A 14842-nucleotide genomic window follows, 5' to 3' on the forward strand; every position below is an offset into this window, starting at 1 on the left:
ATAATCTGTTGACTAGCAGTCTGACTCCACAAGCACCCACACGAATTGCTTGATTCAGTTGTTAAAGAGCGGCTGGCTGAGTCTTTCGTCTCAACCGAGGCGCGCATTCTACAGCGCCCCGTGTATCTGTCAAGCGGTTATTTTCAGAAGTTTTCAAAGTTTCCTTTTCAACTTCAACCACTTGCGCTTTCGATCTCTCGTTAGCGGGAGGCGAATTCTACAGCGTTACTCGCTGCTGTCAACACCTCTTTTTCACCGCTTTCGACCGAGAAGATCGAACCGCCGATAGAGCCAAACAACACCGCTCCACCTGCTCCTTCCGGGCTTCGATAAACTGAAGCCCTGCACCCTCGAAACCTACTTAACTCACTGAATCTCAAGGAGTTTTCCGTTTCGACTGCGCCGGAAGTGGGGCGAATTATAGACTTCCAGAATCTGCCGTCAACACCTATTTTCACAATTTTGTCACATCAGTCAAAAAGCCCCGCAAACACAGAGGCCGGCGCCCAAGGGCGCCGGCCTCTTCACTTACCGGTTACAAGCTGGGGAACGCAAACTGCGAAGCCTCATGGCTGGCACGCTGCGGCCAACGCTGGGTAATCGCTTTGCGACGGGTATAGAAACGCACGCCGTCCGGGCCGTAGGCGTGCAGGTCGCCGAACAGTGAGCGCTTCCAGCCGCCAAAGCTGTGATAGGCAACCGGCACCGGTAATGGAACGTTGACGCCCACCATGCCGACTTCGATCTCATCGCAGAACAACCGCGCCGCCTCGCCATCGCGCGTAAAGATGCAGGTGCCGTTGCCATACTCATGATCGTTGATCAACTGCATCGCCTCTTCCAGGCTGTTGACCCGGACGATGCACAGCACCGGCCCAAAGATCTCTTCCTTGTAGATGCGCATCTCGGGGGTCACACGATCGAACAGGCAGCCACCGAGGAAGAAGCCCTCCTCATGCCCCGTCACACTCAAGCCGCGACCATCGACAATCAGCGAGGCACCCGCCGCCACACCCTCTTCTATATAGCCACTGACCTTGTCCCGGTGCTGCCCCGTCACCAACGGCCCCATGTCCAGCCCACAGGATGTACCGGCGCCAATCTTCAGCGCCTTGATCTGCGGCACCAACTTGGACACCAGCGCATCCGCCACCTGGTCGCCGACACACACCGCCACCGAAATCGCCATGCAGCGTTCACCGCACGAACCGTACGCCGCGCCCATCAGTGCGCTGACGGCATTGTCCAGGTCGGCATCCGGCATCAGCACCGCATGGTTCTTCGCCCCGCCCAGTGCCTGGACGCGTTTGCCACGCCGCGTGCCCTCGGCATAGATGTATTCGGCAATCGGTGTCGAACCGACAAAACTCAATGCCTTCACTTCCGGCGCTTCGATCAGTGCGTCCACGGCGGCCTTGTCGCCATGCACAACGCTCAACACACCTTTGGGCAAACCGGCTTCCAACAGCAACTGGGCGATCAGCAATGTCGAACTTGGGTCACGCTCGGATGGTTTGAGGATGAAGCAGTTACCGCAAACGATCGCCAGCGGATACATCCACAGCGGCACCATCGCCGGAAAGTTGAACGGCGTGATGCCCGCCACCACGCCCAGAGGCTGGAAGTCTGACCAGGCGTCGATGTTCGGTCCTACGTTACGGCTGTATTCGCCCTTCAGGATTTCCGGCGCTGCGCAGGCGAATTCGACGTTCTCGATGCCACGCTTGAGCTCACCGGCCGCGTCTTCCAGTGTCTTGCCGTGTTCTTCACTGATCAACTGGGCGATACGCGACTCGTTTTGCTCCAGCAATTGCTTGAAACGAAACATCACCTGTGCACGCTTGGCCGCAGGTGTATTGCGCCAAGCCGGGAAAGCCGCCTTCGCGGCGTCGATGGCCTGCTGGATGGTCGCGCGATCAGCCAACGGTACTTTATGGATGGCCTGGCCAGTGGAAGGGTTGAACACATCGGCGGTGCGAGCGCTGTCGCTCAGCAATTCGCCATTGATCAAATGCGGGATGAGGCTCATGGGGACTCCAGAATTATCCACAGGCGCCCGTGAACGGACGCCTGTTATTGAAAGCTATATGGAAGAACGGATCAGTCGAGCTTGTTCAGCACTTCACCGACCGCGTCGAACAGGCGATCCAGGTCCTGCGGCTTGCTGTTGAACGTCGGCCCGAACTGCAGGGTGTCGCCGCCGAACCGCACATAGAACCCGGCTTTCCACAACGCCATGCCGGCCTCGAATGGACGCACGATGGCATCGCCGTCGCGCCCGGCGATCTGGATCGCGCCGGCCAGGCCATAGTTACGAATGTCGATGACGTTCTTCGCGCCCTTCAAACCGTGCAACGCGTTCTCGAAATGCGGGGCAATTTCGGCCACGCTCTGTACCAGGTTTTCCTTCTGCAGCAGGTCCAGCGCCGCCAGGCCCGCCGCGCAGGCCACCGGGTGAGCCGAGTAGGTGTAGCCGTGGGGAAACTCCACCGCGTACTCAGGCGTCGGCTGGTTCATGAACGTCTGGTAGATCTCGGAGCTGGCAATCACTGCGCCCATGGGGATCGCGCCATTGGTGACTTGCTTGGCGATGCACATCAGGTCGGGGGTCACACCAAAGCTGTCGGCACCGAACATCGAACCGGTGCGGCCGAAACCGGTGATCACTTCGTCGAACACCAGCAGGATGCTGTGCTGGTCGCAGATTTCCCGCAGACGCTTGAGATAACCCTCTGGCGGAACCAGCACGCCAGCCGACCCGGCCATCGGTTCGACGAACACCGCCGCGATGTTGGAAGCATCGTGCAGCTCGATCAGCTTCAACAGCTCATCAGCCAAGGCGATGCCACCCTCTTTTGGCATGCCACGGGAATAGGCATTGCTGGCCAGCAAGGTGTGCGGCAAGTGGTCGACGTCCATCATGGCCTGGCCGAACAGTTTGCGGTTGCCGTTGACACCGCCGAGGCTGGTGCCCGCGATGTTCACGCCGTGATAGCCACGAGCACGACCAATCATCTTGGTCTTGGTCGCCTGCCCCTTGAGACGCCAGTAGGCGCGGACCATCTTCACCGCGGTATCGGCGCACTCGGAGCCGGAGTCGGTAAAGAACACATGATTGAGATTGCCCGGGGTCAGGCTGGTGATTTTTTCCGCCAGTTGGAACGACAGCGGATGGCCGTACTGGAACCCCGGCGAGTAATCGAGGGTGCCCAGCTGCTTGGCGACCGCTTCCTGGATTTCCTTGCGGGTGTGCCCGGCGCCGCATGTCCACAGGCCCGACAACGAGTCGTACACCTTGCGCCCCTTGTCATCCACTAGCCAACTGCCTTCGGCAGCGACGATCAGGCGCGGATCGCGCTGGAAATTGCGGTTGGCGGTGTAAGGCATCCAGTGGGCATCCAGCTTGAGCTGGCTGGCCAGGGAACCGGCAGCGTGTTCGGGCATGTTCATCGACAAAACCTCGCAGGTCATAAGCGACAGGGGATCGAAAGCGTTCTTGCAGCTAAGTTGCCACGACGATAAAGTCGGTGAAATCCAACTTTTGTAACCTTCAGTCGGCGGATCACTAAACTATGAGCGCTCGTCGTCCCGATCCACTGGCCCAGGTCAGCGACTTTGATATTCGCCTGCTGCGCATTTTCCGCAGCGTGGTGGAATGTGGTGGTTTCTCCGCAGCGGAAACCGTGCTTGGCATCGGCCGGTCGGCCATCAGCCAGCAGATGAGCGACCTCGAACAACGTCTCGGCCTGCGCCTGTGCCAACGCGGGCGCGCGGGGTTTTCCCTGACCGAGGAAGGTCGCGAGGTGTATCAATCGGCGTTGCAGCTATTGAGCGCGCTGGAAAGCTTTCGCACCGAGGTTAACGGCTTGCACCAGCATCTGCGCGGCGAACTGACCATCGGCCTGACCGACAACCTGGTCACCCTGCCCCACATGCGCATCACCCACGCTTTGGCACAGTTGAAGGAACGCGGGCCCGACGTGCAGATCCAGATTCGCATGATCGCCCCCAACGAAGTCGAGCAAGGCGTGCTCGACGGGCGTTTGCATGTCGGCGTAGTTCCCCAGGCCAGTGCCCTGTCCGGGCTGGAATATCAACCGCTGTACAGTGAACGATCGCTGCTGTACTGCGCGGTCGGGCATCCGCTGTTTTATGTCGATGACCAGCAACTTGAGGACGCTCGCCTCAACAGCCAGGACGCCATCGCGCCGACCTTCCGCCTGCCAGCCGAAATACAGGCCCATTACCAGGCGCTCAATTGCACCGCGAGCGCATCGGACCGCGAAGGCATGGCGTTCCTGATCCTCACCGGACGCTACATCGGTTACTTGCCCGATCACTACGCCAGCCTCTGGGTCCAGCAAGGTCGGCTGCGGGCCTTGAAGCCCTCGGCACGTTTCTATGACCTGAGCCTGGCGTCGGTCACCCGCAAGGGGCGTCGGCCTCATCTGGTGCTGGAGAGTTTTCTTGAAAGCCTGGCGGCCACCCGTTAACCCTTTTGCTCTTTGTGGGAGCTTGCTCGCGATAGCGGTGATTCAGTCAATAAAGATGTGACAGATCCACTGCTATCGCGAGCAAGCTCGCTCCCACAGGTGTTTAGTCGGGCTTTTAGTGTGATGGCACTTGTCGGATTGATGCCGGTGCGCTATCAACGCATTTGCTTGCCCACAGACCCTGCTCGGAAACGCTCATGACCTTTGAAGTCCCTGCCCACGGTGGCAAGCCCACCAGTCGCATTCGTCAAAAGAACGAAGAGACGATCCTCAAGGCTGCCGAAGATGAATTCGCCCGTCACGGGTTCAAAGGCACCAGCATGAATGCCATCGCCCTGAAGGCCGGGCTGCCCAAGGCGAACCTGCATTATTACTTCACCAATAAACTCGGGTTGTACGTGGCGGTGCTGAGCAACATCATCGAATTGTGGGACAGCACCTTCAACACCCTCACCGCCGAGGATGATCCGGCCGAAGCCTTGACCCGCTATATCCGCGCCAAGATGGAGTTCTCTCGTCGCCAACCCCAGGCGTCGCGGTTGTTTGCCATGGAAGTGATCAGCGGTGGCGAATGCCTGAGCGAGTATTTCAACCAGGATTATCGCACCTGGTTCAATGGTCGGGCGGCCGTATTCCAAGCCTGGATCGATGCCGGCAAGATGGACCCGATCGACCCGGTTCACCTCATTTTCCTGTTGTGGGGCAGTACCCAGCATTACGCTGACTTCGCCACCCAGATCTGTCGCGTGACCGGTCGCAGCAAGTTGACCAAGCAGGACATGGTCGAGGCTGGCGATAACCTGATCCGCATCATTCTCAAGGGCTGCGGCCTGACACCTGCCCTCTAAGATCGCCATGCCCTTTACCCTTGCCGGCTTTTGCGAATACCGCGAAGAAATTCGCAAAAGCCGCTTCATCACGTTCGCCGCGCCCATCAGCAGCCCCGCCGACGCCCAGGCCTTTATCGACCAGCACAGCGACCTGAATGCCTCGCACAATTGCTGGGCCTGGAAACTCGGCGACCAATACCGCAGCAACGACGATGGCGAGCCGGGAGGCACCGCCGGGCGGCCGATCCTGGCCGCGATCGAAGCACAAGCCTGCGATCAGGTCGCGGTGCTGGTGATCCGCTGGTACGGCGGGATTCAACTGGGCACGGGCGGGCTGGCCCGGGCTTATGGCGGCGGCGCGAACAAATGCCTGCAAAACGCCGAGAAAATCGAATTGATCAGTCGCGTAGCGTTGCGCTGTTCCTGCGGCTTCGCCGAACTGGCCCTGGTGAAACTGCGCGTCGCCGAATGCGACGGGTTGGTCAATGAAGAACGCTTTACGGCCAATGGCGTCGACCTTCAACTGGCCGTGGGTGAAGCGCAGATCGAAACATTACAAACGCACCTGGCCGACCTGAGTCGCGGCCGGATTCTGCTGGCACGTTGAGATCATCCTGCGACCTTTCAGGGCGCCCGCAATCGTTCAACTTGCCCACATCCACTGTGGGCCCGACTGTGGATAACCTGAGCAAATCCCTCTGTAACCCTTCTGTCATGCGGGTTTCAGAGAGTTGCTCATTTTTCAGCCAAAGTCCCGTCGAACCGACAAATCCATCCATAAAACAAACGCTTGCGGCGGTTTATCACCTTTAGAAGAAAGCCCCGCAGTGCTTATGCCCGAGTTTCCGGCTTGCACACAATAACTGTGGAGCAACCTGTGGATAACCCGTTCATGGCTCCTGCTACCCCAAGGAGGGCATGGCTCGCAGCCGCTTGCTCAATTTTTAACCACCCATTTCAGGGCAAACCGATGCCAGCGCAAAACTTGCGCGCTCCAAACCGGTGCAGAATTTTCCTATGGCAGATGCCCAGGCTACCTGCAAAGAGCCTTGGCGGCGCGGGCCGAGGCGATTTCCTGACCTGATGGCCAGGAAATTGCTTTATCCACAGGCATTCCTGTCCATCGGACCGAGCCTGTCATGTCCAACCTCGACTCCATCGCGCGCCTGCAATTGCGCAACATCAGCAAACGCTACCCCGGTTGCCTGGCCAACGACGCCATCGACCTGAGCATCCAACCCGGCGAGATCCACGCCCTGCTCGGGGAAAACGGTGCGGGTAAAAGCACCCTGATGAAGATTATCTACGGCGTCACCCCTGCCGATTCGGGCGAGGTGATCTGGCAAGGCCAGCGCGTCAACCTGCGCAACCCGGCCCAGGCCCGCAGCCTGGGAATCGGCATGGTGTTCCAGCATTTCTCGTTGTTCGAAACGCTCACCGTTGCGCAAAACATTGCCTTGGCAATGGGCGCGGCAGCCGGTACGCCGGCGCAGCTGGAACCCCGGATCCGCGAGGTTTCCCGGCGCTACGGCATGGCGCTGGAGCCGCAGCGGCTGGTCCACAGCCTGTCGATTGGCGAGCGGCAACGGGTGGAAATCATTCGCTGCCTGATGCAGGACATTCGTCTGCTGATTCTCGACGAACCAACCTCGGTGCTCACGCCCGTTGAAGCCGAAGAGCTGTTCGTGACCCTGCGCCGCCTGGCGAGCGAGGGCTGCAGCATCTTGTTTATCAGCCACAAGCTTGGGGAAGTGCGAGCGTTGTGCCACAGCGCCACGGTGCTGCGCGCAGGACGGGTGTCGGGGCATTGCACCCCGGCGCATTGCTCGGACCGGGAGTTGGCGCAACTGATGGTCGGCGAAGCGGCCGGGCTGATCACGGATTATCCCAAGGTCTGCGCCGACAAAGCCTTCCTGCAGATCAACAAGCTGTCCTGGCACAACCCGGACCCGTTCGGCTGCTCGTTGCGGGAAATCGACCTGGAGGTGCGCAGCGGCGAAATCGTCGGCATCGCCGGGGTGGCGGGCAATGGCCAGGACGAATGGCTGGCGTTGCTCAGCGGAGAGACTCCGCTTGCCCGCCCGCAAGGCGAAACGATCCGATTCGACGGGCAACCCGTGGCTCATCTACGCCCCGACGCCCGTCGCCGGCTCGGGCTGGCATTTGTCCCCGCCGAGCGCCTGGGCCATGGCGCCGTGCCGCAATTGAGCCTGGCGGATAACGCCTTGCTCAGCGCTTTCCAACAGGGCCTGGTCAGCCACGGACTGATTCGCCGCAGCAAGGTCGAACACCTGGCCGAGGAGATCATCCGTCGCTTTGGCGTGAAGACACGCGACACCAAAACCCCGGCACGCAGCCTTTCGGGGGGCAACCTGCAGAAATTCATTCTTGGCCGGGAAATCCTGCAACAGCCGAAGCTGCTGGTGGCCGCTCACCCGACCTGGGGCGTGGACGTCGGCGCGGCGGCGACCATCCATCGCGCCCTGATTGCCCTGCGCGACGCAGGCGCGGCGATTCTGGTGATCTCCGAAGACCTCGACGAACTGTTCCAGATCAGCGATCGCCTCGGCGCCTTGTGCGGCGGGCGTCTGTCGGCCTTGAGACCCACCGTCGAAACCCGTCTCAGTGACGTCGGCGGCTGGATGGCCGGCCAGTTCGACGCCCCTCGATCCCCTGCCCCCGCACCGGTTTAAACGGAGTTCTACATGCTGCTTTCTCTCGAACCTCGCGGCCAACAATCGCGCCTGATGCTCTGGTGCTCGCCGCTACTGGCCGCCGTGTTGACCCTGGCCTGTGGCTCGCTGCTGTTTATCGCCCTGGGGCACGACCCGCTGCAAACGCTGTACACCCTGTTGATCGCCCCGATCAGCGATCTGTACGGCGTGTCCGAATGGCTGGTCAAGACCTTGCCGATCCTACTGTGCGCCCTCGGCCTGGCAGTGGCCTACCAGGCGCGAATCTGGAACATCGGCGCTGAAGGCCAGCTGTTGCTGGGCGCCTTGGCCGGCAGTGCCTTGGCGGTGAACATCATCGACGTGCAAAGCCGCTGGGCACTGGTGCTGATCCTGCTGACCGGCACCCTGGCCGGTGCCGCCTGGGCCGGGCTCACAGCGTGGCTGCGCACGCGCTTCAATGCCAACGAAATCCTCACCAGCATCATGCTCAATTACATCGCCCTGAACCTGCTGTTGTTTTGCGTTCACGGACCGTTGAAAGACCCAGCGGGTTTCAATTTCCCGGAGTCGGCGATGTTCGGCGAGGCCAGTCGCCTGCCGTTGCTGCTGGAAGATGGTCGGGTCCATGCCGGGCTATATTTCGCCCTGCTGGCGCTGGTGGCGGTGTGGGTGTTGCTGCAGAAAAGCTTCGTCGGCTTTCAAATCAAGGTGCTGGGCCTCGATGCCCGCGCCGCCGGTTTCGCCGGTTTTCGCCAGAAGCCGCTGGTGTGGCTGGCGCTGTTGATCAGCGGGGCGCTGGCCGGGCTGGCCGGCGTCTGCGAAGTGACCGGGCCGATCGGCCAACTGGTGCCGCAGGTGTCGCCGGGCTACGGCTATGCGGCAATTACCGTGGCGTTCCTGGGACGGCTCAATCCCATCGGCATTCTGTTTTCCAGCCTGTTGATGGCGTTGCTGTATATCGGCGGCGAGAGCGCGCAGATGTCGCTGAACCTTCCCCAGGCAATCACCCAACTGTTCCAGGGAATGATGCTGTTTTTCCTGTTGGCCTGCGACGTGCTGATCCTGTACCGGCCACGCCTTAACCTGCGCTGGGCCCGGCGCACCCGAACCACCGCCGTACAGGCAGGAGCGCTGTGATGGATATCGACCTGTTGAGCAATATTTTCTACGCCATGGTCCGCTGCGGTACGCCGTTACTGCTGGTGGCCTTGGGTGAATTGGTCTGCGAAAAAAGCGGCGTCCTCAACCTGGGCCAGGAAGGCATGATGCTGTTCGGTGCGGTGATCGGTTTTATCGTCGCCTTCAACAGCGGCAACCTCTGGCTCGGCGTGCTGCTAGCGATGGCTGCCGGCATGCTGTTGTCGGCGCTGTTCGCGTTGGTGGCGCTGGTATTCAACGCCAATCAGGTGGCCACCGGGCTGGCGTTGACGATTTTCGGCGTGGGCCTATCGAGTTTTGTCGGGGCGGCCTGGGTCGGCAAGCCGCTGGCGGGGTTCGAGCCGCTGGCCATTCCTTACCTGAGTGACATTCCGTTGATCGGGCGGATGCTGTTTGCCCAGGATCTGCTGGTTTACCTGTCCTTCGCCCTGTTTGCCCTGGTGGCGTGGATGATTGTGAAAAGTCGCGTCGGGTTGATCATCCAGGCCGTCGGCGAGAACCCCGACGCCGCCAGTGCCATGGGCCTGCCGGTGTTAAGGGTGCGGACCCTGGCGGTGCTGTTCGGCGGCGCCATGGCCGGCCTGGCCGGCGCCTATCTATCGTTGGCCTACACGCCGATGTGGGCCGAGAACATGAGCGCCGGGCGCGGCTGGATCGCCCTGGCGCTGGTGGTGTTCGCCAGTTGGCGGGTGTGGCGCCTGCTGCTGGGCGCCTACCTGTTCGGCCTCGCCAGCATCCTGCACCTGGTGGCCCAGGGCTTGGGGCTGGCGATTCCATCGAGCTTGCTGGCGATGTTGCCGTATGCCGCGACCATTGTGGTGCTGGTGCTGCTGTCCCGGGACGCCGTGCGCACCCGACTGTATGCGCCGGTGTCCTTGGGGCAACCTTGGCAGGCGGGGCATTGAAGTACACCTGTGGCGAGGGAGCTTGCTCCCGCTGGGGCGCGCAGCGTCCCTCTTAGGAAGGCGACTGCTGTGCAGTCGAACGGGAGCAAGCTCCCTCGCCACGGACGGGCAGTGTCTGCACGACGCCCCACACCACCTCGAAAAACAGGAAAACCCACAACACCGCACTGGCCCCATGAAGCAGCGCATACAGCATCCAGGCGGCAAACAGAAACCGCCCCGTCGCGTCATAACGCCCATACAGCGGCTGCGGATCCCGAATCCGCAGCACCGCCCATACGCAGACAATCGAGCCCAGCAGATTCACCATCAGCACATGCGCCGGCGCAAACGGCGGCAGTTCTCCAGGCAGGTCGAATAGCTGAGCCAAGCTCATCAACACACCATGCAGCGCCGCAAAGCTCCACGGCGTGACCAGCGCGGCCGACACGATCAGGTCGTACCAGGCACTGCCGAGCACCACCCGGCGATATTGCATCGAAGTCCACATACACTTTGCTCCAGATAATTGGGGAGCGAAAAGGCTAAAGCCTGGGGTATGCTCCAAGGTCAAGTCCTCTGGAGTTCCACAATGCGCATCGGTGAATTAGCCCAGGCCTGCGCCGTCAGTCGAGACACGCTGCGCTTCTACGAGCAGCGGGGCCTGATCGCAGCGACGCGCAGCGCTAACGGCTATCGCGACTACCCCGCCGACGTGGTCCAACTGGTGCTCTATATCAAGACCGCCCAGCGCCTGGGCTTTACCCTGGGCGAGATCGGCGCCAGCGTCGCCGCCCTGTGGAACGCCCCCGACCCGGACTGCGCCGTGACGCAATTGCTGCAAGACAAACTGAACCTGATCGAAACCCGTATGACCGAACTCGACGCGTTGCGTCACGAGCTGAAACAACGGCTCGGGCAACGCTGTCCATTAAATCCATGACCTTTTTCTTTCAAGGATGCCTCTCATGAATTCGGCAAGAAACGCATTGATCATCGGCGCCTCCCGGGGCCTGGGCCTTGGTCTGGTGAAGACCCTGCTCAGCGATGGCTGGAACGTGACCGCCACCGTGCGCAACCCGCAGAACGCAGAGGCTTTGAGGGCGCTGGGCCCGGTGCGGATCGAAAGACTCGACATGGACGACCAGCAAGCGGTCATCGCCCTGAGTCAACAACTCAAGGGCGAAACCTTCGACCTGCTGTTCGTCAACGCCGGCGTCAAGGGTCCGGACAACCAGAGCCCAGGCGGCGCGACGCTGGCCGAAGTCGGCCAGTTGTTCTTCACCAACGCCGTGGCCCCGATCAACCTGGCCCAGCGCTTTGTCGGCCAGATCCGCGACGGCAGCGGCGTGCTGGCGTTCATGAGCTCGGTGCTGGGCAGCGTGACCATGCCCGACGCCCCGGAACTGGCGCTGTACAAGGCCAGCAAGGCGGCGCTCAATTCGATGACCAACAGTTTTGTCAGCCAACTGGGCGAGCAGGCATTGACCGTACTGTCGCTGCACCCGGGCTGGGTCAAGACCGACATGGGCGGTGAAGGCGCGGACATCGATGTCGAGACCAGCACCCGCGGGTTGATCGACCAAGTGAATGCCTTCGTCGGCAAGGGCGGGCATCACTTCGTCAACTACAGGGGCGAAACGATTCCCTGGTAACCCATCTTTCCTCTGTGGGAGCGAGCTTGCTCGCGATGGCGGCCTTACATCCAAGATTGATGTCGCTGATCTACCGCTATCGCGAGCAAGCTCGCTCCCACAGGGGTCTCGACCTGACACTGGATCTGCGCCCGGCAACCTGAGTAAACTCCGCACCTCGCCCTGTCCAACGGGCGACCCTGGATCAGCAGACAGGGCATCACTGAGCTGGCTAACCTGAACCCACTTTCAGAGGAGCCGGCCACCATGCCTGCGACCCGTACCTGGTTAAAAAATCCCCTCGCCATTTTCACCGCCAACGACCTCGATGCCCGTGGCGGCCTCGTCCTGCAGGACGGTGTGATCGTCGAACTGCTGAGCGCCGGCCAACAACCCACCCAGCCCTGTGACGACATCTTCGATGCACGCGAGCATGTGATCCTGCCGGGGTTGATCAACACCCACCATCACTTCTACCAAACCCTGACCCGCGCCTGGGCGCCGGTGGTGAACCAGCCGTTGTTTCCCTGGTTGAAGACCCTCTACCCGGTGTGGGCGCGGCTGACCCCGGAAAAACTTGCCCTGGCCAGCAAAGTGGCCTTGGCGGAGTTGCTGCTGTCAGGCTGCACCACGGCGGCCGACCACCACTACCTGTTCCCCGAAGGCCTGGAAAATGCCATCGATGTGCAGGTGCAGAGTGTTCGTGAACTGGGCATGCGCGCGATGCTGACCCGCGGGTCCATGAGCCTGGGCGAGGCCGACGGTGGCTTGCCGCCGCAGCAGACCGTGCAGCAGGGCCAGGTGATTCTCGACGACAGCCAGCGCTTGATCAGCCAGTACCATGAGCGCGGTGACGGCGCCCGGATCCAGATTGCCCTGGCGCCCTGCTCACCGTTTTCGGTCACGCCCGAGATCATGCAGGCCAGCGCCGAGCTGGCGGAAAAACTCGACGTACGCCTGCACACGCACCTGGCCGAGACCCTCGATGAAGAGGACTTTTGCCTGCAACGCTTCGGCCTGCGCACCGTCGATTACCTGGACAGCGTCGGCTGGCTCGGACCGCGCACCTGGCTGGCCCATGGGATTCATTTCAACCCGGATGAAATCGTCCGCCTCGGCACCGCCGGCACCGGCATCTGTCACTGCCCAAGTTCGAACATGCGCCTGGCCTCGGGCATTTGCCCGACCCTGGACCTGACCGCCGCCGGCGCTCCCGTGGGCCTGGGGGTAGACGGTTCGGCATCCAACGATGCCTCGAACATGATCCTCGAAACCCGCCAGGCGCTGTACATCCAGCGCCTGCGCTATGGCGCGCAAGCGATCACGCCGGAACGCGTACTGGGCTGGGCAACCCGGGGCTCGGCGCAACTGCTCGGGCGCGGCGATATCGGTGAATTGGCGGTGGGCAAGCAGGCCGACCTGGCGCTGTTCAAGCTTGATGAGCTGCGCTTTTCCGGCAGCCACGACCCGGTCTCGGCGCTGCTGCTGTGCGGTGCGGATCGGGCGGATTGGGTGATGATCGGCGGGCAATGGCGAGTGATCGATGGGCAGGTCGAGGGCTTGGATTTGAAGGGGCTGATTGCCGATCACAGCCAGGCGGCGCGGGAACTGATCGCCGGAGCCTGATCCAGCCAAAATCCCCGGTGGGAGCCAATGCGGTTCATTTAAGAAAAATGATGGACCTGTGGCGAGGGAGCTTGCTCCCGCACGGCTGCGAAGCAGTCGTAAACCGGTGTGTCCGATGCTCCGCATTTGGCAGGTTTTGGGGCCGCTCCGCGGCCCAGCGGGAGCAAGCTCCCTCGCCACGGGTTTGTCGATTGCCCTAAGTGAACAGCAAGCCCGCTCCCACAGTTTGGCTTTGTGCAGAGTCTAGAGTCCCAGCAACGACAACATGATAAACGTCGCGAACAACACAAAGTGGGTCATGCCTTCAATGGCATTGGTTTCGCCATCGTTGAGGTTGATGGCGCTGACGATCAGGGTGATGAAGATCATCACGGTCTGCACTGGCGTCATGGCCATTTGGAAAGGCTGGCCGGTATAAAGGGCCATGGCCTCCATCACGGGCACGGTGAGAATCACCGTGGACAGCGAAGCGCCCAATGCAATGTTCACCACCGACTGCATGCGGTTCGCCAGGGCCGCGCGCAGGGCGGTGAGGATTTCCGGTGCGGCGGAGATGGCGGCCACCAGGATCGCCGTGACCACCGGCGGCGCACCCGAGCCTTCCAACCCCAGGTCGAGGGCCTTGGACATGACTTCGGCCAGGGCGCCGATAATCACCACGCCAACCACCAGCGCACCGATGGAAAGCGCCAGGCTGATGGGTTCCGGTTCGTTTTCCAGCGGCTCTTTCTTGCGGCGTTTTTCCGGGTAGCTGTAGCTGAAGAAGTAACTGTGAGGCCCGACCTGCATGCGCAGGAACAAGGTGTACAGCACGATCATCGCGCCAATGGTAAAGGCCGAATACATTTTCCAGCTCTCGCGGGGAATGAACTCCGGCACCACCATCGATACCCCCATGGCGGTAAGAATCATCACGCTGTAGGTGCGCGCCGAATCGTCGTTGTAGGCCTGCTCGCCATGCTTGATCCCGCCCATCAGCGCCGCGAGCCCGAGGATGCCGTTGATGTCGAGCATCACCGCCGAGTAGATCGTGTCCCGCACCAGTGTCGATGACGCTTCGTTGCTCATCATGATCGCCAGGATCACCACCTCCACCAGCACCGCCGACAAGGTCAGGATCATCGTGCCGTAGGGATCACCGACCTTTTCCGCCAGCAGTTCGGCGTGATGGGCCACGCGCATCGAGGCGGCGACGATGAAGCCGATCAGCACCAGGCCGCTGATCAACGCGACCCGTTGCCCGTTGCCCAATAGCCAATGTTCCAGCGGATAGGCGATACACGCGGCGATCAGCGCCAGCAACAGCAGTTTTTCTTGCTTGAGCAAAGTGAGCATCGCAGGCCTGTCAGCGTGGGCGGGTCATGAATTACTGACTATAGGAGGCGGTGAACGTTTCGTTCGGTGTGATGCACCAGGGGGTGGCGAGTGGCGGGCGGCGCGCACCTTTATCGCCCGGACGATCTTACTGTGGCGAGGGAGCTTGCTCCCGCTGGGGCGCGCAGCGGCCCCCGGCTTTTACAGCCGCTGCGCGACCGAGCGGGA

At 61.4% G+C, this 14842-nt stretch carries 13 protein-coding genes; 9 read left to right on the top strand and 4 right to left on the bottom strand.

Features of this window, described 5'->3' with window-relative positions; genetic code table 11:
• Positions 1 to 535: 535 nt before the first annotated feature.
• Together BLO97_RS18135 and BLO97_RS18140 are read right to left on the bottom strand one after the other, a co-directional pair.
• On the bottom strand, positions 536 to 2029 hold the full coding sequence (locus BLO97_RS18135) for a CoA-acylating methylmalonate-semialdehyde dehydrogenase (protein WP_063323076.1): 1494 nt from the start codon (positions 2027 to 2029) through the stop codon (positions 536 to 538).
• Positions 2030 to 2100: 71 nt separating this feature from the next.
• Positions 2101 to 3450: an omega-aminotransferase AptA gene (locus tag BLO97_RS18140; protein WP_003197518.1), complete on the bottom strand. Its 1350-nt coding sequence runs from the start codon at positions 3448 to 3450 to the stop codon at positions 2101 to 2103.
• Positions 3451 to 3572: 122 nt separating this feature from the next.
• Here BLO97_RS18140 and BLO97_RS18145 point away from each other — a divergent pair, with 122 nt between their 5' ends.
• From BLO97_RS18145 to BLO97_RS18170, 6 genes are all read left to right on the top strand, one after another.
• Entirely contained in the window at positions 3573 to 4493 is a 921-nt protein-coding gene (locus BLO97_RS18145; protein WP_003197516.1) for a LysR family transcriptional regulator, read from the top strand.
• Between the two features lie 197 nt (positions 4494 to 4690).
• On the top strand, positions 4691 to 5341 hold the full coding sequence (locus BLO97_RS18150; RefSeq protein ID WP_063323077.1) for a TetR/AcrR family transcriptional regulator: 651 nt from the start codon (positions 4691 to 4693) through the stop codon (positions 5339 to 5341).
• 7 nt (positions 5342 to 5348) lie between these two features.
• Complete coding sequence (locus BLO97_RS18155; protein ID WP_092147136.1) at positions 5349 to 5930, top strand: IMPACT family protein; 582 nt, start codon at positions 5349 to 5351, stop codon at positions 5928 to 5930.
• Positions 5931 to 6462: 532 nt separating this feature from the next.
• Positions 6463 to 8016, top strand: a complete 1554-nt coding sequence (locus tag BLO97_RS18160) for an ABC transporter ATP-binding protein (protein WP_092347183.1) — start codon at positions 6463 to 6465, stop codon at positions 8014 to 8016.
• A 12-nt stretch (positions 8017 to 8028) separates the two neighbouring features.
• On the top strand, positions 8029 to 9135 hold the full coding sequence (locus BLO97_RS18165; RefSeq protein ID WP_063323080.1) for an ABC transporter permease: 1107 nt from the start codon (positions 8029 to 8031) through the stop codon (positions 9133 to 9135).
• The gene (locus BLO97_RS18170) at positions 9135 to 10061 is read left to right on the top strand and encodes an ABC transporter permease (RefSeq protein ID WP_013692177.1); all 927 of its coding nucleotides are present in this window, start codon (positions 9135 to 9137) and stop codon (positions 10059 to 10061) included. The genes BLO97_RS18165 and BLO97_RS18170 overlap by 1 nt, the downstream gene beginning before the upstream one ends.
• A gap of 52 nt (positions 10062 to 10113) precedes the next feature.
• On the opposite strand, the gene BLO97_RS18175 is transcribed toward BLO97_RS18170, so the two are convergent.
• A complete protein-coding gene (locus tag BLO97_RS18175; RefSeq protein WP_063323082.1) occupies positions 10114 to 10551 on the bottom strand; it encodes a hypothetical protein in 438 nt (145 codons plus the stop codon).
• 81 nt (positions 10552 to 10632) lie between these two features.
• Here BLO97_RS18175 and BLO97_RS18180 point away from each other — a divergent pair, with 81 nt between their 5' ends.
• The 3 genes from BLO97_RS18180 to BLO97_RS18190 all read left to right on the top strand — a co-directional run bounded on the left by BLO97_RS18180 (position 10633) and on the right by BLO97_RS18190 (position 13300).
• Positions 10633 to 10983, top strand: coding sequence for a MerR family transcriptional regulator (locus BLO97_RS18180; protein WP_053118143.1), 351 nt, complete (start codon positions 10633 to 10635; stop codon positions 10981 to 10983).
• Between the two features lie 25 nt (positions 10984 to 11008).
• A complete protein-coding gene (locus tag BLO97_RS18185) occupies positions 11009 to 11695 on the top strand; it encodes an SDR family oxidoreductase (protein WP_063323084.1) in 687 nt (228 codons plus the stop codon).
• Positions 11696 to 11941: 246 nt separating this feature from the next.
• Positions 11942 to 13300 carry an 8-oxoguanine deaminase gene (locus BLO97_RS18190; protein WP_092347186.1) on the top strand — a complete coding sequence of 453 codons (1359 nt, stop codon included), beginning with the start codon at positions 11942 to 11944 and terminating at the stop codon, positions 13298 to 13300.
• 243 nt (positions 13301 to 13543) lie between these two features.
• On the opposite strand, the gene BLO97_RS18195 is transcribed toward BLO97_RS18190, so the two are convergent.
• A complete protein-coding gene (locus BLO97_RS18195; protein WP_092347189.1) occupies positions 13544 to 14635 on the bottom strand; it encodes a calcium:cation antiporter in 1092 nt (363 codons plus the stop codon).
• Between the last annotated feature and the right edge of the window lie 207 nt (positions 14636 to 14842).

It is taken from the genome of Pseudomonas sp. NFACC05-1 (assembly GCF_900100135.1).
GTDB lineage: Bacteria > Pseudomonadota > Gammaproteobacteria > Pseudomonadales > Pseudomonadaceae > Aquipseudomonas > Aquipseudomonas fluorescens_Q.